Below are 21,143 nucleotides of genomic sequence, written 5' to 3'. Positions count from 1 at the left end.
GCAAAATCTCCTTCTGGTATTATTGTTTTATTTGGTAATATATTGTATATTTGTTCTTTAAAACCTGTACCTGTACTTATGAATAGATTGCACAGGAAAATATATAATATAAAGCGCCCGCCGGTAAGCAGGGCGCTTTTCCCTTTTGTTAACTGTTGCGACGATACGTTGTTTTACTTAACATTACTTAACAATTGTATTTCAACACATTCATTGTCAGTCTGTTGCAAAGGCCCGGTATTGCTTTTGGTTAAACTTTGGTGTGGGCTACTTAACAAAATGAGCCTGTTGGACACCAATACGCGCCCCAAAGGCCCGGTGTTTGCCGGCAATGACCAAAAATCCTGTGCACATTCCCGTTTTACCCTATTAACCTTATCTTGCAACCTTAAACAACAAAATATATAATAATGCCCCTGATAGCGCCTTCTTTATTATCTGCCGATTTCCTGAACCTGGGCCGTGACATCGAAATGATCAACAACAGCGAGGCCGACTGGTTTCACCTGGATGTTATGGATGGGCGCTTTGTGCCCAATATCAGTTATGGTATGCCCATCATCAAAACCATGAAGAAAACCGCTACCAAGACCTTTGATGTGCACCTGATGATCGTGGAGCCGGAAAGGTATTTCGAGGCTTTCAAAGATGCCGGCGCAGATATTCTGACCATACATTACGAGGCCAGCACGCACCTGCACCGCAATCTGCAGGCTATTAAAGCATTGGGTATGAAGGCGGGTGTTTCGCTCAATCCGCACACGCCTGTACATCTGCTCGAAGATGTGATAACTGATATAGACCTGGTACTGATCATGAGTGTGAATCCTGGTTTTGGCGGACAGAAGTTCATACCGCAGGCAATAGAAAAGATACGCAAGGTGAAAAAGATGATCACAGACTCCGGCAGCAAAGCACTTATAGAGGTAGACGGTGGAGTTACACTCGAAAATGCACCTACGCTGGTAGAAGCAGGAGCCGATGTGCTGGTTGCGGGTAATACGGTCTTTTCATCTCCCGACCCGGCTGAAATGATCAGGAAATTGAAACAGGCAGGAAAATAAAACATCAACTATACCCGTTTTCAGTCAGATGCTAAAGAAACTCACTGCCTTATTTATTTGCCTGGTCACCATTATTTATGGTGTTCATGCCCAGCAATATGCATACATCAATGGCAAAGTAACCAATGAGAGGGGTAAGGCTATGGACGCTGTGACGGTTGCGCTGAGTGGTACGGCCATTGGCACTAGTACTGACCGTAAAGGAGATTATAAACTGGAAATACCTGCCAACAGCAGGGTAACACTCGTGTTCTCTCACCTTGGATATGAAGTCCAATCTCAATCGCTGGTGATGATACCCGGGCAAAGTAAGACAATAAACATACAACTGGCTCCTTCAGCCACGCAAATGAAGGACTTTGTAAAAATGGCAGAGCGTAGGGACGAGGCAGGCAATATTAAGCTGGATGTGAGTAAGGCCGGACTTTTGCCAAGCACCAGTTTTGGTAGTGGTGTTGAGGCATTGATAAAAACCTATGTGGGCAGCAACAACGAATTGACATCTCAATACAATGTGCGCGGTGGTAACTACGATGAGAACCTGGTGTATGTAAACGACTTTGAGATATACCGCCCTTTTCTTACCCGCAGCGGACAGCAGGAGGGAATGAGTTTCGTTAATGCAGATCTTGTGTCCGGTGTTAATTTTTCTATAGGCGGTTTCCAGTCAAAATATGGCGATAAAATGTCCAGCGTGCTGGATGTGAACTATAAGAACCCGACAAAGTTTGGTGGCAGGGCAGTAGCCAGTATGTTAGGTGCCAGCCTGGCATTGGAGGGGGCCTCAAAGAATAATAAGCTTACCTGGCTGTTCGGCGCCAGGCAAAAAAGCAACCAGTACTTACTTAAGGCGCAGCCCACAAAGGGTATATACAACCCATCGTTCACAGATATACAGGCTGATATAAAGTACCATTTCAATGCTAAATGGGAGGTTGAGCTGATAGGCAACTATGCGCGTAACAGGTTCAGGTATATTCCCAAGGAGTCTACCAGCAGCTTCGGGCTTATCAATAAAGCCTACCAGCTTCGGGTATTCTATAATGGTTCCGAGACCGACCAGTTCGATTCACGTTTTGGAGGTATTTCTACCACCTACAAACCCAATACAAAACTGAGGCTCAAACTGCTGGCTTCCGGTTTTCAGACCAATGAAAAGGAGACCTATGATATATCGGGTGAATACCTGCTGGGTGAACTGGAGACAGATCTTGGTAAGGAGAACTTCGGACAGTTGAAAACCTACCTGGGTACCGGGGTCATCCATACATATGCCCGCAACTATCTGAGAGTGAATGTTGGAGATGTGGCACATAAAGGCTCTTATGACGGGGGGAAGCATTTTATACAATGGGGGCTGGGTGCTAATGTTACCAGTATTTCCGATAAGCTGAATGAGTGGGAGCGACGCGACTCTGCGGGTTTCACCCAACCATTCGACCCGAATAGCCTGGAGTTGACAAGGGTATACTCCTCAACGGCTGATTTTAATTACCTGAGATATACCGGCTATCTGCAGGACAATTTCAGGATCGGCGATTCTATAGATCTGACAGGGTCGATTGGTGCCCGGTTCAATTACAGTACGCTGAACGGCGAACTGCTGGTAAGCCCCAGGGCGCACCTGGCATTTAAGCCTGAATGGAAAAGAGATATAGTGTTTAAACTGGCGGGTGGCTTGTACCAGCAACCACCATTCTATCGTGAAATGCGCGACCTGAATGGCAATGTGAATATGAACCTGAAAGCACAGAAGTCATTTCACATATTGCTGGGTACCGATTACAACTTTGAGAGTTGGGGCCGGCCATTCAAACTGACGACAGAAGTGTATTATAAGGGTCTTTGGGACATTGTACCATATGAGTATGATAATGTTCGTATCCGGTATTTCGGGCAGAATGACGCGGTAGGCAGGGTATACGGTGGCGAAATGAGGATATATGGTGACATTGTAAAAGATGCTACTTCATGGATAAGTATAGGTATACTCAAGGCAGAAGAGGATGTAAAGGATGATAAAATAGTCTACAGGGATGTTAGCGGTGCAGACAGCGCAACGATCTACCCGGGTTATATACCACGTCCTACCGATCAGCGCTTTATGCTGGGTATGTATTTTGAGGATTACCTGCCCCGTAATAAGAACTTTAAGATGCACCTGAACACCATATACACAACCGGCCTGCCCTTTGGCCCGCCTGATAAGAAGCGCTATGGAGATACATTGCGCCTGCCGCAATACATAAGAGTAGATATCGGATTTTCAGCCTTGCTGCTGAATGGCGAGAAGCATACAGATAAGAAGCTGCTCAGTGCTTTTAAAAATATCTGGTTCAGTGCAGAGGTGTTTAACCTTTTGGGTATACAGAATACATTGTCATACACATGGGTACAGGATCAGACCAGTTCGCTTACCTTTGCTGTGCCCAACAGGCTCACGTCCAGGTTGATCAATGCCAAACTGGTCGTCGATTTTTGACGTATATTATAACTTACATATATAAAGAGATGAAGCATTTAGTTATTCCGGTTATGATAGTGATGGTATTCGTTGCCTGTCGCAAAAAGGATACCTATGGTTACACATGCACATGCGATGATAAAAGTTCGGGTAAAACAGACACTACATATACAATCAGGGTACAAACGTCTGGAGAGGCCTCATATATCTGCCACGACCACGCAGATACAGCCAACTTCTATGGTAAGAATATTGAATGCAATATCAAATAGGCTATCAATGTCTGCTTATTGCCATATAAAATCAACATTTATATGACAAATACAATACGCCGGATATATAAAAATCGACAGGAGTTTTATAATTTTGTTAACTTAAATGTCTATTTTGTAGGCCTGATAAATGAAAAGCAAAATGAAGAAAATGTTATTCCTGGCGATGGCCACTGTTGTATTTGCATCTTGTTCTAAGGAATATACCTGCACTTGCGTGGATCCGGAGACCAACGAAGAAGATCAGATGATTTATTATACCAATAAGAAATCACATGCAACGCGTCTGTGTGAAGACTGGGAATCTCGAATCACAACTGCAATACCTACAAAAAGCGCGACTACCTGCTCAATAAAATAGTCTGCTCAGTAAAACATATTTAAGCTGACCATATAAACATGTGGTCAGCTTTTGTTTTTAATGTTCTTACGACAATGACCTATGACAAAGGTCGTTGTTATGTTTGATTGTATTTTTATATATTTGTTATAGTCTACTCTGCAATGGGTCAATTTGAGAATACCATCCGCCTCTTTGAGGATATGGCTTCCGCCATTTCAGCTAAATATTTAGCCAACGTCAAAATTATGACCGTCAGGCAGGGAGGACGCCCTGACTTTGATGACCTGATGACTCAATTGAAACAACTTGAGCAGGAACTGACCAAAACCGGTGTGTCATTTGTTGAGGAATATAAACCCGAAAACAGCAGTAAAGAGGATATTACCACCAGCCTGAAAGAGATCATACAGAAGACAATAGAATCATTTATAAAGCAGTTATAAACTAATAATATTAAAATCGGCATAAATAACCTGCAGATTTTAATGTAAGTGTATCTGTATTGCTCAATTTAGCTATCTTTAAATACGAAAATTTGTATCTAATGGTAAACGTTATACACAAACGTGTATTTGTCATTGTATTACTGACCCTCATTGCAATGGCACCTAACAATATTATCACTGCGTCACCCAAAAACAAAGAGTTTGTTGGAGAAAAATCAATATGTTTTATTGAGAATAAGGGTCAGATCAAAGACCAGTATGATCATGTAAGAAGTGATATAGATTTTAAAGTTCCTGCAGGTAAATTGAATATATTCATTGGTTCAGGAGGCATACACTATCAGTGGAACAAGCAGTTGGCTACAAGCGAAGAGGAGGAGCATAATTCACCACAGGATTTGATAGCAAGTTACAGGATGGATGTAACACTTGTAGGTGCTAATGTCAATGTACTGCCTGTAGCAGAAGAACAGACCGACGCTATAGAGCGTTATTATACTCCGGGTCTTGAAGATGTAACGACACGTACATTCAGGAAAATTACCTATAAGAACATTTATAATAATATCGACTGGGTGCTCTACAACTACGATGGTAAGCTGAAATATGATTTTATCATTCACCCGGGAGGTAATACAGATGATATACGGATGGAATATTCAGGTGCTACAGGTCTTGCTATTGAGGGTGGAGAAGTAATAGCTACAACTCCTTACGGACGAATTACCGAACACGCACCATATACTTACTATGCAAATACCGATATTGCCATACCTTCTGCCTACAAATTATCGGGTAGTACGGTAACTTTTTCGGTTGACAAGTATGAGGGCCATATCGTCATAGATCCTTCACTTGAGTGGGCTACCTATATGGGAGGTACAGGCCTTGACCAGTCGTACGACCTTGCAGTTGATACTTACTACAACGTTTATATGGCGGGGTTGACCAGCAGCGGAACAAACGTGGCTACCTCAGGTACTGCAATTGATACTTTCAGTGGTGTTGCAGATGGCTACGTCATCAAACTCACTCCTGCAGGTGTACGTTTGTGGTGTACATATTATGGCGGCAGGGGAAGAGATGTTATCAATGCAGTGAAGGTAAACGGCGAAGGCGATATAGTGTTTAGTGGTGTAACAGATACGTCATCCACACTTGCATCTTCCGGAGCTCACCAGGTGAACAGAGGCGGGGGAGGCAGTGATGCATTCCTGGGTAAACTTAACTCGTCAGGGCAAAGGGTATGGTGCACCTACTATGGTGGTGCCGGAGAGGAAAAAACATCCGTTGACCAGTTTCAGACCTATGTGACCTGCGACCTGAACAATAATATATACCTGGTAGGTCGGACAACCAGTGATACAGGTATTGCAACCAGTGGTGTAGCGCAGTCGTCAAGGCATAGTCTGTATGATGGCTACATTGCCAAGTTCAATAAGAATGGTGTAAGGCAATGGGGATCATATTACGGAGGTACCTACGATGACTTTTTTACAAATGTAACTACAGATCCCAATGGTATAGTATATGTGATGGGTGAATTTAAAAGTGATACCCTTGGAACATCAGGAACCTACGCACCTGTATGGGTGGTAAATGACCCTACTCCAAACAACAATAACCGGTATTTCGAGATACTCATTGCTAAATTCAATCCAATTAATGGCCAACGCATTTGGGCTACTTATTACGGTGGTGCATACCATGAAACTGCCGGTGGTATTGTAATAGGAGATACCAACAATATTTATATATCAGGCGGTACCCAGAGTTCAGCAAATATTGCTACCAGCGGTAAACAAACTGTATTTGGTGGTGCATATGATGCATTCGTGGCCCAATTTGACAGTACCGGTCAGCGTTCGTGGGGCACCTATATGGGCGGATCTAATACAGATTACGGCGGTAACATAACCATAGACGAGTATGGAGACTTAAATATAGCAGGTCGTACTGCGAGCACTTCAGGTATTGCGACAACAGGTGCACACAGGACTTCAAAGGCAGATCCAGGTAACCCGTCATTTGATGCTATGTTGTACATATACAGTACATCAGGCAGTAAAATATGGAGCTCATATTATGGCGGAGGCCAGAATGACTACGGTGTGGGTGTCATTACGGCACCTGGTGGCGTCGTATACATGTGTGGCTATACCGAAAGTGATACCGGTATAGCATACAGTGGCAGGCAGAATAGCTATAGTGGAGGTGGTAACGACGGTTTCCTGACCAAGTTTACCCCGGATACGAGTGCATTCATTTTCCAGCCATTTACACAGACTGTTCATTGTATAGAAGATTCTTTTGTGCTTAATTATGGTGTCACCAATCCATTTGTAAGTGGTAACACGTTTACCGTACAACTTTCAAATAGCTCAGGTAGTTTCGCTTCGCCGGTGAATATAGGCAGCAAGGCTGCTACCGGTGCAGGTACAATAAATGTAGGCTTGCCATCTAACATGACAGGCAGCGGTTTCAGGATAAGGATTATTGCTACTATGCCTATAGACACCTCTTACGATAATGGTAATGACATACTCATTAAGCCCAAACCAACCTGGCCGGTTGCATCTAATGATGGACCAGTGTGTAGTAACAGTATCCTTCATTTGTCTTCTACGGCTTCTTCTTCGGGAAGCACTTATATGTGGACAGGGCCGGTAAGCTATGTACAATATGGCCAGAATGTGACACGTACGAACATGAGCAGTTCCATGTCTGGTGATTATATCGTTACTGCTATTCTGAATGGTTGTACGCGTTCAGACACAACATCCGTAACAATACGCCAGGCGGCACCTAAACCGGTGGCAGGCAACAACGGCCCACTGTGTAGTGGTCAGGACCTGCATCTTACAGGTAATAACATTGCCAACGGGTTACCCATTAGCTGGAGTGGACCGGCATTCTCTTCAAACCAACAAAACCCTACAATCAGCAATGTCGCTACCTCAAATGCAGGTAGTTATATTGTTACTGTAACACAAAACAATTGTGACAGTAAGGACACCACAGTTGTCACAATAGGACAAACTCCGGCACCAGTCACTGCCAGCAGCAACGGGCCTGTGTGTTCGAGCGATACTTTATGGTTATATGGCACGTCTGCCACATCAGGCGTTGTATACCACTGGCAGGGACCGGGAGGTTTTACAGCTAACACCGGACAAACCAGTGTGGCCAGAACAGGATTAATGACCTCGTACTCCGGCGATTATGTCGTGACGGCAGACCTGGTAGGATGTACGGTAAAAGATACCGTATCTGTCACCATCAAACAGGCCCCGGCAAAACCCGTAGCCAGCAGTAATAGCCCTCTTTGCAGCGGAGCAGATCTGCAATTGACAGGTACTAATATTACAACAGGGGCGTCGGTAGAGTGGTTTGGACCGGGTGGATACAACCAGACGGGAGCCAACCAGACGATACCCAATGTTGCTACCAGCTATGCCGGAACATACATTTTGCAATCAGAACTCACCTCTACCGGTTGTAAACAAACAGATACAATAACAGTTTCTATTACTCAATCAAGTATCATTAATGTTACAGCGATGAGTAATCTTGGTACGATTGTTTGTCCATCAGCCAATATGACTTTCTATTTCTCACCCTCTCAGCCTACCGGCACTCAGATAGTGTGGAGCGGCCCCGGGAACTGGAGTGCGAATACTGATACTGCAACGAGAAATAATGTACAATATGTGGATTCTGGGTATTATTCAATAAGAGTAGTAACCCCCGGTTGCGGATTTGGTTCAGACAGCTTGTACCTGAGAGTAGTGGATACACTTTCACCACCTGTTATTACTACCAATAGTCCTGTTTGCGAAGGTGATACGCTGAAACTGATGTCTACCCATCCGGGCAATGCACAGCGGGTCTGGACAACGCCGGGTGCCACAACATTGCCTGGCGCGTCGATAACAATTTTTAAAGCCAAACCAACAGATGGTGGAACCTACGTAGTGAAAGCTGAAGCCGGAGGTTGTAAAGCATATGATACGGCAGTAGTGGTGATTAAACCACAACCTGCACAGCCTAATGCCGCTAGTAATGCACCTCTTTGTGCCGGCGAGACGCTGAACCTGACTTCGTCGGGATCAACCTCAGGCATTACCTATTCCTGGAATGGTCCGGGAGGATACTCCTCTACCAGTCAGAATCCATCAATACCCGGTGCTGACCCTTCAGTTCATGCAGGTAAATACCTGGCTTATACGATATTAAACGGGTGTCCTTCGGAACCTGATACGGTACCTGTAGTAATTTATGATATTCCACAGCCTGTTATTACCTCGGATAGTCCTGTTGTGTGTGAAGGGAAGCCGATCATACTTAAGGTGAATGATACAACCACTGAGACCTACAAGTGGACCAGTGACAATAGTACATTCAGTAGTACAGGCCCCGTTGTGACGATCAATAGTTCGAAACCCGAAGACAGGGGCAATTATGTTGTGATCGCTACCTCAACAGTTACAGGATGTAAAGGATATGACACCTTTGCTGTAAATGTTATCTCTTTACCGGGGATCATGGACGTATCATATAACAGCCCGCTATGTGAGGGTAAACGACTGGAGTTAAAAGTGTCGGATACATCTAAAGGTTCGGTGGCTTATGCCTGGACAGGCCCTCATGGTTATTTGTTCCTGGGCAAAGATGCCTTTAAAGACCCTGCTGATTCTATGGACAACGGGAAGTTCATAGTCACAGCCAGCAGAGCAGGTTGTACAAGAACTGCTGAAGTAGATGTGGTAGTTAAGCCTACTCCTGAAAAACCACAATTAAGCAGTAACAGCCCTATTTCAGTTGGCAGTGATTTATTCCTGAAGGTTGAGAACCCTAAACCCGGAGCTACCTTTATATGGAAGGGCCCCAATAGTTTCGGCTCGTTTTTGCAGGACCCGGTAATTTACAGGGCTACCGCAAATGCAGCAGGCCCCTATACATTAACCACTACGTTGAATGGTTGCAGTATTGCAGAGAATATTATTGTAGTAGTGAACAGTGCGGAGTTAAACAAAGAATCCGTTATCCTGTTCCCTAATCCTAATACTGGTACTTTCACTATAAAAGCAAAACTGAATCACGACCAGATAATGCCATATGAAGTGGTGAGTATACTGGGTACTGTTGTCTTTAATGACATAGGCCAATCAAAAGATCTGGAGTTTGAACGTAAGGTAGAACTGGATGGCGGACTGGCAAGCGGTGTTTATATATTCCGTATCATGGTAAGTGGCAACAGCCTGGAGATACCATTTAGCGTGGTGAGGTAATGCAACTTGTATGCAGACCGGAAAAATTACGTACTTTAGTTAGTTCCAAAACAACAATGATCTATGCGTATTGTATATTATTTGCCGATAACCCTTTTGCTTTTTATTGCCATAGCTATTGTACCCGGTTGTAAAAAGAAAGGTATAGACATTACAGATGTGACATTTGTCAACAGGTTGAATGAGGAAATAACCCTTGACCTGTATGATAATGGGGAGGATTACGCTACTAATGGTAACCTGCAGGACAGGATCATAGTGCCGGCAAACGATAAGATAGTGTTGCCGGGTGAGAATTTTAAAAGCGGCGTGACTTACTATATAGACTGGTATTCTGAGGATTATTATCACAGCAACTGGTTCAACGATGACTACCCTGTAGATGGGAACCGTGTACGCATACAACCCAAACCGGGCAATAATACCTACTATTTTGAGCCAGCCTACAAGGGAAATGGCCGCAAGGCCTTTTTGAAGGGCTCGGGCACACAGACAAGCTGGATAGCAGTTGGCGCATACCTGTACTCATCCAGTATTGGTTATAGCAACCAATGGGATGTGATCACGGTGAACGAGCGTTACAGGCGAATAACAGTGAAGAAAGATTTTACGGCTGAATATACCCGTAAAGATGCAGACGGTAATATCCAGACCAGCAACCTGTTATTCCTGGTTCAGCAGTCTGAAGTGCCGTACATTGAATTTCAGAATGCTGACGGCAGTATCGGCGGAAATATGACCGGTGGCAAGCTGCCTGTGTCAACAGTTACGGACTATAGCAGCAATGCAACTGACACGGTTATGGCATTATTTCCCGACAATGAGTACATTTTTATGATGGTGAGACAATAACTAAAAACAGACTGTCAGGACATTGCAATGTATGTAAAACAGCAGGATAAAAAACTTAACGCACCAATTTTACATAAAGATTGTGATAACCGACAGATATATGTATATTTACACAAATATCGTAAGTAATGCCTCCAAAAGCTAAACATGTAAAAGACGTTAAGCCGCTGCAATTAAAACAGGCAGCAGCCATATTAATGAAACGCCGCAACATAGCCACCAAAGGTGAGATAGCAGCGAAGATAAAGGTGACTCCCTACTATTACTCAAAGGTGATAAATGGTGAAACGCCTTTGACTGAAGCATTTCTAGAGAAGTTTCTTAAATATGCCCGTGCGGGGAGCGTTAACGAAATACTTGCTTCGAAAAAGCCGCCTAAGAATATGTACGAAGTGATAGCAGAAGGGCTGCAGGCGTATATGGAAGCTAAAAAGGTTACCCAGGCTGAGTTGGCAGCACATCTTAAGACAGATCAGCAGATATTGAGCCGCATACTTCATTGTAAAAAGAAACTGTTTACACCTGATATGTTTATAGAAATACTCAGGCTGATAAAATATAAAGTATAGGTTTCAAAAGCATTTTACTACATAGCCCCCGTAATATATGGGGGCTTTATTTTTGCAGGCAGATAAGTGGTTGGGCAGCAATATTATTGAGCGAAAAACGTTCTACATTATAGTAATAAAAGTTATTTTGCCGCTGTATTAGCATAATTTTATAACATGTCCCGATCTTATTCCACTATACTATTGTTGGCTGTTTTGGTAGTGTTGGCTGCTTGTAAAAAGAAAACGTATACGCCAGTGGCAGATGAGGAAGATAACGGCAATGCGAGTGCCTTTATGATCAATACTTTGCCTGATTCTGTATATGTCACATTAAGTGGACATGACATAGCTACCGGAACATTACCACATATCATGTCCGTGACATTAGCACCATCAGATACATTGAAAATACCAAGAGCAGAACTTAAAAACGCTTATCGTTATCAATACGACTGGCATACGGCTGATTATATGTTCAGTAACTGGTTTGTTGTAGATGCCAATGGTAAAGCGGTTGAATTATTGTTCGATTACTATGCAGATTCATCTGACTACAATTTGGAAATAAACAGCACACAGCGCAAAGAATTGCTGATATGCATGGATGGTGATGGTGTGTCGAGTACGTGGAAAGCTGTAAATGCATATGACTTGTCCGGTACATCGGTATGGGCGGGACTGGATGAGCATGACAGGGATCATAGCTTTGTTATCAGCAGGTTTCATACCTCAAGGCATATTTTTGAAGATACCGCAGGTAAAGCTACAAGTACCAACCTGAGTTTCAACTTTGATATTTCGCAGCCGCGCATGTGGTTGAGCGTAGCACAACCTGCTGATAGTTATATATTGACGAATAACCTGGCATCGATAGCTCCATTATATACAACAGCGACAGATACCTTGTATTATAGCAGGTTTGCTACAGATACCAGTGGAAAGGTTATCTATCCTGAGCCATTCTACCAGTTGGTAAGACAAAATGTAGAAAGGTAGCTACCTAATGATTTTTTGAAAAAATGAGCCGTAGAGCTATTTTTGATGCCGTAAAAGGAATTCAAGCACATGCACAATCGATATTTCAGGACTCTGTTATTGTTTACGACCATAGTTTTTGCAGTATCGTGCAATGATGAAACAGAGACAAAACAACCCGCCGAAACCATATCCCCGTCTACGATGTCCGCGATACCTGAAATGCCTGTATTACTGGTTAATCAATATCCACACAAAGAAACAGCCTATACAGAAGGGCTTCAGTTTGAAGACGGCGTAATGTATGAGAGTACGGGGCAATATGGCAGGTCGTATTTATATAAATACGAATTAGGTTCGGGCAAAATACTGAACGAGTATAAGTTGGGCAATGAGTATTTTGGTGAAGGTATGACAGTATGGGGTGATACGATTTACATGCTGAGCTATAGAGAGCATACGGGATTCCTGTTTGATAAAAAATCCTTTCGATTGCTGGGCAAGTTCAGGTTGAATGCGAATGAAGGATGGGGACTGACACATGATAGTACACACCTGGTATATAGTGATGGCACGCCCCAGTTGTATTTCATGGATCGCAAAACCTTTAAAGAGGTACGGAGCATACAGGTTACAAATAATTACGGCCCTATACCCAATATCAACGAGTTGGAATATATTAACGGCTACATTTATGCCAATGTGTATGAAACGGAGAAGATATTAAAAATAGACCCCAATACAGGCAAAGTTGTTGCAGAGGCAGATCTGGGCAGATTGAGAACGCAGGCCGGTATACCAGGTACATCTCACCGTAATGGTGAACCGGAGGTAATGAATGGAATAGCTTATGACAAAGAGAAGAACAGGATATTAATAACCGGTAAAAACTGGCCCAGGATTTTAGAAGTTAAGCTGGATAATTAGCCTGTTAAAACTAACCAATACCCAATAGCACGTATATAATAATACCGTTTTGTCGGTATATCAAATACAGGTGTATTTTATAACCTTTATACTCATACTCAAGTACAAAACGTACCCTTGATGGATAAACACCTGACAGTATATCCTATTGCGTCCGGCGACATGCTGAATATTTTTGCCGATAATGATTTTGGTGAGATAAGAATAATGGATATGGCCGGCAATATGGTGTATCATGACATAAATACTATCGGATCAAAAAGCCAGGTCAATATCAAAGAGCTGGAAAGTGCGACTTATATTATCGAGATCGTTTATGCCAATCAAAAGACAGCACGCTCTGTGTTTGTAAAGACTTAACCGTTTCATCATTAAAAATGCCGTTCTCAACTTAATAATATTGTGGTTGCCGATATTATGGTGTATTTTTAATATCTATGCATCCGCTAAGGATATTACTATTGGTATTGCTATTAGTTGGCCCGTGTATATCAAACGGGCAAATTATCTATGAGGTTGACCAGGGTACGATCAGCATCAATTCAAATGCACCTAATGAATTTATCAGGGCCGCTTCGAAAGAGTTAAAGGGAGTTATCAGTACAGATAAGAAACAATTTGTATTTAAGGTACAGGTGTCAACATTCGAAGGGTTTAACAGTCCACTACAGAAGGAACATTTTCATGAGAATTATATGGAAACATATAAGTATCCAGAAATTGTTTTTGCGGGGAAGATAATAGAAGATATAGATCTGACGCAAAATGGTAAGTACATGGTTCGTGCTAAAGGCCGGCTTACGGTACACGGTGTGAGTGTTGACAGGATCATATATGCAAAGGTACTTGTAAAGGATGCAGTTGTGGAAGTGTTTTCCGAATTTAAGGTTGCATTAGCCGATCATGATATAAAAATACCCCGGGTGGTAAATGATAAGCTGGCTACGGAGATATTTGTTGTTGTTAAATCGACCCTGGTACGAAAGCAGGCATAAATGCAGAAACGATATTTTATCATATTTTTTTTGGTATCGCTGGTCTCCTTTTCTGCGGGTGCCGGTGAACCTTTTACTAAAGATATATGGCTGAATGAATCTGCAATACCGGTAAAGGTCAATTGCCTGGTAAAGGATGAGAGCGGTTATATATGGTTAGGTACTGATGAAGGTTTATACAGGTACAACGGACGAAATTTTACTAATATACAGTTGATAGCAGGTCAGGCGGTAACTGCACTGGCTTGCTATGACAGCCGTCTTGTAGTAGGGTTTGCCAAGGGCGGTTTGGGAATTTGGGATGGTGAGAAATATTATGCCAAAAAATTATCTGGAAACAAACCGGGAGATGCAATATCGTCTATTTATGTTGTGTCGGGTAATGTATGGGTAGTGTCTACCTTAGGAGAGGGCCTGTACCTTGTATATGATAATTACTGTACGAGGTATACAATGGATGACGGCCTTGCTGATGATTATGTATATACGATATTGTCTCCATCTCAAAAATTGTTGCTGGCAGCAACTGACCAGGGTATAAATGAAATAAAAAATGAGAGCGGCAAATTTGAAATACAGCATTTTAATACCTCAACCGGCCTGCCGGATAATATAGTCAGAGTGATAAGACCTATGGCCGAAAAGTGCTGGAGCTGGATAGGCACACATCAGGGAGGGGTGGCCCTTTACTGCAGTAAAGACAGGCGTACATGGACACCACGTACCAACTTAACATGGCAGTGGGGGCAGATAAATGATATATTGCCTGTAGGTGATAATAAGGCATGGGTATGCACAGAAAACGGTTATATATTAAGACTCATGCTTCATGGAGAAGATAGCCTGGCCATTGAACCTTTTGCATATCAAGGAAAGAAGATATACAGGATGCTGATGGGACAAACGGGCAACATATGGTGTGCTACGAACGAAGGCGTCATGTTGATCATCTCGGAATATATGACATCTGTAAAACTACCGGTACCGTATTCTGTCCAAGACCTATCGGCAATAGCTTGCGATAACGACAATATTTTGTGGTTTGCACAAAAAAATAAGCTCTATAATTTTTCGTTGGCAGCCAGTTCACCGAAAATCAAAGAAAGCTTCGTGTCAAATACTCCGATCACTAATCTGTATTTCGGCCCCAAAGGTGCATTATGGGTAGGGACTTTTGGTGATGGATTGTGGTTGAGTAAAGATCACAGGCATTTTACGAAAATGAACGGTATCTCACCGTTGCAGAATGAAAGTATTCTGGATATAAAGGGTAAAGGGAATAACCTTTGGGTTGCAGGGCTGAATGGAGTGGAAGAACTCAAGGTAGAACAAGAGGACAGGTTGTCGCTGGTAAAAGTGCATAACAAAACTTCGGGTATAGGCAGTGATTACGTATATAATATGTTGCCTGACGAGAACAATAACATCTGGATGGCTACTGATGGAGCGGGGGTGTGTCGTTACAACAATGGTGTATATACCCATTGGGACAGTACTTCCGGTATGAATAGTAGTGTCATATACAATATTACGGAAGATGCCAGTGGTGATATGTGGACCAGTACATTTGATAAGGGTTTGTTGGTATACACAGGTAAAAAATGGAAGAGTATTGATAAAGAAGACGGCTTGCAGAGTTTAATGATAGCCACTATAGCCCCGACTGTGAACAAAGCGATACTGGTAGTGCATGCAAAAGGTATTGACGAGTGGCAACAGAGTGGCGGGCAATTCAGGCATTATGAACGCCGGTTGGGTGTAGGTATAGATACTGTGTCTGCTGCGCTGAACCTTTATGCGAGTGATACTGCGGGTAATGTGTACATTCCTTACCAGGATGGGATGGTATGTTTCGGCAAACATAATTATACAGTTAAGATCACTCCGTCGGTGTATATCAGATCGCTGAAGACCTTTTTTAGGGAAACACGTTTGCAACGTTATAGTTTTAAGCATTCTGAGAATCACATAACATTTTCATACGACGGTATCAACTTTGCTAATCCTGAACAGTTGTATTACAGGTACAAACTTGAAGGATATAATGAGGATTGGATCACAACAAGAGACGAATCAGTGACATTTCCGCAACTGTCCAGCGGGGATTACAGGTTTGTTATACAGGTTTCACTCAACAGTAAGTTCAATACATTCGGAGAAGCTACACATACATTTACTATTGAAAAACCCTATTGGCAGGAGATATGGTTCTTACTGCTAATAATAGGACTACTGTGGGGTATTGCATACACCTACATCAGGATACGTGAGTATAATCTGCGTAAATTGTCTTCATTACAGAAGGAAAGGATGATGTTTGAATATGAGCACCTGAAGAGCCAGGTAAACCCACACTTTTTGTTTAATAGTCTTAATACTTTGACTGGTTTAATAGAAGATGATACACAACTGGCTGTACAGTATACTACTCAATTGTCCGACCTGTACAGGAACATGTTATCCCACAAGGACAAGGACCTAATAACACTCTCTGAAGAATGGAAGATACTTCAGAATTATATTTATATACAAAAAAGCCGTTTTGGCGAGGCATTGCAACTTGTTGTTGATATACCCGATCGTTTGAAAAATAAGAAAGTGGTGCCTATGTCTTTGCAATTATTACTGGAGAATGCTATTAAACATAATATTGTTTCGCAGGCAAAACCACTTATCGTTAAGTTTGTTGCCGCTGAGAATGAGCTTACCATAAGTAACAATTACCAGCCTAAAATGAGTAAAGAAAAAGGCGCGGGGCTGGGACTTGCCAATATCAGGAAACGATATGCCTTGCATACTAAGAACCAGGTATTATCACGTATTGAAAACCATGAATTTATTGTCGTAATACCATTAATATGAAAGTTGTAATAATAGAAGATGAACTGCCTGCATATAAAAGGTTAGTGAAATTGCTGAATGAGACTATGCCGGAAGCAGAGATACTTACCCACCAGGATAGTGTAAGCGGTGCCAAAGAATGGTTTGAGCACAATGAGCGACCTTCTGTAGTGTTTATGGATATACATCTTGCAGACGGGTCTGCTTTCGACTTGCTCAAGGCTATACAGATAGATGCTCCTGTGATATTTACTACGGCATACGATCAATATGCGATAGAGGCATTTAAGGTGTCTGGTATGGGCTACCTGCTGAAGCCTATAAAAGCTGAAGAGTTGAAAGATGCTATGAGAAAAATGGAACAAATGAAACGCATTTTCAGTATTGACCCTGAGAAGCAAAACATATTACTTGAGGCATTGAAACAACCTGAATATAAAAAACGATTCATGATACGTTTCGGGGATAATATAAAAACAATAGGTACTGATGACATCGCCTATTTTTTCAGCGAGAACAAAGGAACATTTGCGCGTACATTCGAGGAACGTACTTACCCTGTTGACAATAACCTGGATGCACTGGAACAAATGCTGGATCCTGAAAAATTTTTCAGGATCAACAGGCAGTATATTATTTCATTATCATCAATAAGAGAGATGAAAACATATAGCAAAGCCAGGGTATTGGTTAAGCTGGCTCCGGAGGTGAAAGAGCCCCCCCTGGTAAGCTCAGAACGTAGTGCCGGCTTCAAACAATGGCTGGCAGGAGAGTTATAGATTGGTTTTTACTGTTTCATCACATGGATATACCTTTTCATCGTGTTTTAACAGGCGGAAGATTCAGATATTGATACATTTACATTGCTGAACAATAATGAGTTGTACATATTATGAATAAATGGAAGATAGTACTTTGGGTTATTGTAATTGCCATACTTACCGGTAGTATTGTAGCCTACAGGATGTGGAATAAACCACCTACGTTAGTTGAAGATGTGAAAGCAATGTCTGTATCTGTTGCAGAAATCACAGGTGCATACGCTGCAGACGAAACAAAAGCTAACGAAGAATACCTGAATAGAGCTATTGTCGTTACAGGAACAGTATCTGAGATGGAAGAGAACCAAGATGGTAAATTGGTAGTGATACTGGCCGGAGATGACCCTATGGCTACTGTACAATGTACCATGAGGGATAAAGGGATAAATGCGGAAACAGGAGCTACTATGACGGTAAAGGGATTTTGTAACGGGAGCAGCATCTTTGGTGTGTTATTGAGTGATTGTGTTCCAGCAAACAGGTAATAGCTATAAACAAACAGACAAACAAAACGATACATGAAAAAGTTTTTGTTCTACATCGCATGCTTTGTGACGAGTATGGTGGTAGTGGTTGCTTGTCAGCATAAATATGACGGGCCGTTACCTGCAACCGCAGACACTAGTGCAAGTAGTAATTCCGGAAATAACGGAACAGATACCGGGATATGTTTTACACGCGACATTTTGCCGATATTTGTTTCTAATTGTGCCAAAGCCGGTTGCCACGATGCTGCAACCCGTTCTGAAGGTTACCAGTTGACAGACTATGCATCAATCGTGTCCAAGAAATTTGTTGCAGGCAATGCCAACGCAACTGAGATATATGAAAAGATAACCGAAGACAATACAAAAGATATTATGCCACCGCCACCGGCAAGCCCACTCACTCAGGAGCAACGTAATCTGATAAAAAGATGGATAGATGAGGGTGGTAAAAACACAACCAATTGTTCTGTGCCTTGCGATACGAACAACTTTAAATTTACTGCGGATATACAACCTATGATCAATAAATATTGTACAGGATGTCACAGCGGGTCGGGTGCTTCGGGAGGAATATTGCTGGATAATTATGTAAACATTACTGCTGCAAATAAGGATGGGTCATTGTTAGGATCTATCAAACATGAGTTCGGGTTTAAACCTATGCCGGACGGAGGCGGAATGCTTAGTGACTGTGAAATAAAACAAGTGGAAAAGTGGGTAAATGATGGAATGTTGAATAACTAATTTTTAATATCTTGTTATAATATTCTTAGGTAAACGAATTAATAATCATTATATAGAATAATCGACCAAGGCATGAAAAAGATCTTAATACCTGTTTGTATTCTTTTATTGGCAGCCTGCTACAATGATAAAGAAGACCAGTTATATCCACAACCTACAGCTACAACTGGTTGTGATACGAATAACCTGAGCTTTGCTACTGATATACAACCTATTATGAACCAGTATTGCGCCATTCCTGATTGTCATGACGCGATTACCAAGTCATTTTTTCATGACCTGAGTAATTATGACGGGGTGAAAAAATGTGCCGACGGGGGCAGGATGATACCTTCTATCAAGCAGGAATCCGGTTATCTGCCAATGCCAAAAGGTATGAATAAGTTGGGGGATTGCGAGATATCCAGGATATCAGCCTGGGTAAATGCCGGTATGCCACAATAAGTAGGGTATGGTTTTTGAATAACTATAAGTAAACAGAATAACGATATGAAAAGAATCATTTTAGCCGTGATCATGGTTTGTGGGATATCATCGGCATACGCACAAAAGTATCTTACGCGTACAGGGAAAATTACATTTTATGCCGGTACATCATTAGAAAATATTGAAGCTAAGAATAATGAAGTGGCCAGTGTGCTGAATGCGGAGAATGGGGAATTTATCTTCCAGGCACCGGTAAAAAGTTTCAAGTTTGAAAGGGCATTGATGGAAGAGCATTTCAATGAAAATTACATGGAAAGCTCGAAATACCCTAAAGCTGAATATAAAGGCAAGGTGTCTGACCTTAGCAAAGTGAATTTTACTAAAGACGGGATCTACAACGTGACCACCAAAGGCAAAATGAGTATGCATGATGTGACCAAAGATGTGGAATTGCCCGGTAGTATTACGGTGAAAGGAGGGAACATAACGGTATACAGTAAATTCAATATCATCCCCCAGGACTATAATATCAGTATTCCCGGTCTTGTAAAAGACAAGATTGCAAAAGAAGTAGAGGTAACTGTTAATAGCATACTGGAGAAGAAATAATAAGCTTAATATCTAAAATATACACTATGCGCATTTCACTGGCCATTTTATCTATCGGGTTGTCTGTGGTGCTATGCAACCACGCTATGGCACAAGACAAAAAATCAAAGGAACACCTTGTGCAAAAGGCAGAGGGAGATGACCTGATGGCATTATTGGAGGACGACCAGCCTGCGAAAAAAAGCTATACCACAGCTACCTTTAAAACTACACGACTTGTTACGGGCCAGAGCATTGAAAATACCGGGAAAGGCGTACTTGACTTCAGGGTTAATCACCGTTTTGGCTCGCTGAATAATGGAGTGTCAACCTTTTTTGGACTTGATGATGCCAACACACGTATCGGTTTTGATTATGGAGTTACAGATTGGTTGATGGTGGGTTTTGGCCGCAACTCATACATGAAAGAGTATGACGGCTTTTTTAAAGCTAAGATCATGCGTCAGACTGAAAACAAGGGCAATCCTGTCAGCATCAGTTATGTAGGTGCTATGAGTGCTCAGTCGCTGCCGGCGCCTACATTACCAGCAGGGCAGGATTATCATTTTAGTAACAGGTTGTATTATGTAAACCAATTATTGATCGCACGCAAGTTCAACCAATGGTTGTCATTACAGTTGACACCTACACATATACATTATAACCTGGTGCCAACAACACCGGAATCAAACGACCTGGTTGCCATTGGTTTTGGTGGAAGAGTAAAAGTGTCAAACAGGGTTACGATAAATGGTGAGTATTATTACCGAGTGCCGGGTACGGAGCAACTTGGTTATCATAATGTACTTTCACTGGGTGTGGATATTGAGACAGGTGGACACGTATTCCAGTTGATGCTCTCTAACTCAAGAACTATGACGGAACGAGCCATGATTGGTCAGACACAAGGTACATGGGGCTTTGGTAAAGCTGATGCGATACACCTTGGCTTCAATATTTCAAGGGTGTTTACTATCGTAAAACCGAAAGAATTTAAGAACTAAATACGTTTAAATACGAGTTGTTATTAGAAGCAACATAAAAAAGCACCGTAC

The 21,143-nt window shown here is 42.2% G+C and carries 18 protein-coding genes; all 18 read left to right on the top strand.

The window, feature by feature from the left end:
- Positions 1–410: 410 nt before the first annotated feature.
- The 18 genes from H6550_14150 (at position 411) to H6550_14065 (ending at position 21,092) form a co-directional block, all read left to right on the top strand.
- Entirely contained in the window at positions 411–1,064 is a 654-nt protein-coding gene (locus tag H6550_14150) for a ribulose-phosphate 3-epimerase (GenBank protein MCB9047271.1), read from the top strand.
- A gap of 28 nt (positions 1,065–1,092) precedes the next feature.
- Positions 1,093–3,546, top strand: a complete 2,454-nt coding sequence (locus tag H6550_14145; protein MCB9047270.1) for a TonB-dependent receptor — start codon at positions 1,093–1,095, stop codon at positions 3,544–3,546.
- 29 nt (positions 3,547–3,575) lie between these two features.
- Positions 3,576–3,800: a hypothetical protein gene (locus tag H6550_14140; protein MCB9047269.1), complete on the top strand. Its 225-nt coding sequence runs from the start codon at positions 3,576–3,578 to the stop codon at positions 3,798–3,800.
- Between the two features lie 504 nt (positions 3,801–4,304).
- A complete protein-coding gene (locus tag H6550_14135) occupies positions 4,305–4,586 on the top strand; it encodes a hypothetical protein (GenBank protein ID MCB9047268.1) in 282 nt (93 codons plus the stop codon).
- 101 nt (positions 4,587–4,687) lie between these two features.
- Positions 4,688–9,880 carry a hypothetical protein gene (locus tag H6550_14130; GenBank protein MCB9047267.1) on the top strand — a complete coding sequence of 1,731 codons (5,193 nt, stop codon included), beginning with the start codon at positions 4,688–4,690 and terminating at the stop codon, positions 9,878–9,880.
- A 63-nt stretch (positions 9,881–9,943) separates the two neighbouring features.
- Positions 9,944–10,732: a hypothetical protein gene (locus H6550_14125; protein MCB9047266.1), complete on the top strand. Its 789-nt coding sequence runs from the start codon at positions 9,944–9,946 to the stop codon at positions 10,730–10,732.
- A gap of 128 nt (positions 10,733–10,860) precedes the next feature.
- Positions 10,861–11,301 carry a hypothetical protein gene (locus H6550_14120; GenBank protein ID MCB9047265.1) on the top strand — a complete coding sequence of 147 codons (441 nt, stop codon included), beginning with the start codon at positions 10,861–10,863 and terminating at the stop codon, positions 11,299–11,301.
- 156 nt (positions 11,302–11,457) lie between these two features.
- On the top strand, positions 11,458–12,279 hold the full coding sequence (locus H6550_14115) for a hypothetical protein (protein ID MCB9047264.1): 822 nt from the start codon (positions 11,458–11,460) through the stop codon (positions 12,277–12,279).
- A 69-nt stretch (positions 12,280–12,348) separates the two neighbouring features.
- Positions 12,349–13,185, top strand: a complete 837-nt coding sequence (locus H6550_14110) for a glutaminyl-peptide cyclotransferase (GenBank protein MCB9047263.1) — start codon at positions 12,349–12,351, stop codon at positions 13,183–13,185.
- 120 nt (positions 13,186–13,305) lie between these two features.
- The gene (locus H6550_14105) at positions 13,306–13,545 is read left to right on the top strand and encodes a T9SS type A sorting domain-containing protein (protein MCB9047262.1); all 240 of its coding nucleotides are present in this window, start codon (positions 13,306–13,308) and stop codon (positions 13,543–13,545) included.
- A gap of 77 nt (positions 13,546–13,622) precedes the next feature.
- On the top strand, positions 13,623–14,180 hold the full coding sequence (locus tag H6550_14100; GenBank protein MCB9047261.1) for a YceI family protein: 558 nt from the start codon (positions 13,623–13,625) through the stop codon (positions 14,178–14,180).
- Positions 14,181–17,042: a histidine kinase gene (locus H6550_14095; protein MCB9047260.1), complete on the top strand. Its 2,862-nt coding sequence runs from the start codon at positions 14,181–14,183 to the stop codon at positions 17,040–17,042. It abuts the gene before it with no gap.
- A complete protein-coding gene (locus H6550_14090) occupies positions 17,039–17,800 on the top strand; it encodes a response regulator transcription factor (protein ID MCB9047259.1) in 762 nt (253 codons plus the stop codon). The genes H6550_14095 and H6550_14090 overlap by 4 nt, the downstream gene beginning before the upstream one ends.
- A gap of 113 nt (positions 17,801–17,913) precedes the next feature.
- Entirely contained in the window at positions 17,914–18,327 is a 414-nt protein-coding gene (locus H6550_14085) for a hypothetical protein (protein ID MCB9047258.1), read from the top strand.
- A gap of 33 nt (positions 18,328–18,360) precedes the next feature.
- Positions 18,361–19,074, top strand: coding sequence for a c-type cytochrome (locus H6550_14080; protein ID MCB9047257.1), 714 nt, complete (start codon positions 18,361–18,363; stop codon positions 19,072–19,074).
- Positions 19,075–19,146: 72 nt separating this feature from the next.
- Positions 19,147–19,518 (top strand): hypothetical protein, encoded by a 372-nt coding sequence (locus H6550_14075; protein MCB9047256.1) that lies wholly within the window; start codon positions 19,147–19,149, stop codon positions 19,516–19,518.
- Positions 19,519–19,563: 45 nt separating this feature from the next.
- Positions 19,564–20,109, top strand: a complete 546-nt coding sequence (locus H6550_14070; protein MCB9047255.1) for a YceI family protein — start codon at positions 19,564–19,566, stop codon at positions 20,107–20,109.
- A gap of 26 nt (positions 20,110–20,135) precedes the next feature.
- The gene (locus tag H6550_14065; GenBank protein MCB9047254.1) at positions 20,136–21,092 is read left to right on the top strand and encodes a hypothetical protein; all 957 of its coding nucleotides are present in this window, start codon (positions 20,136–20,138) and stop codon (positions 21,090–21,092) included.
- Positions 21,093–21,143 lie beyond the last annotated feature (51 nt).

This window comes from Chitinophagales bacterium, from assembly GCA_020636495.1.
GTDB lineage: Bacteria > Bacteroidota > Bacteroidia > Chitinophagales > Chitinophagaceae > UBA5543.
The sequence above is the reverse complement of the archived record's forward strand: the minus strand, read 5'-3'. Positions and strand labels throughout refer to the sequence as shown.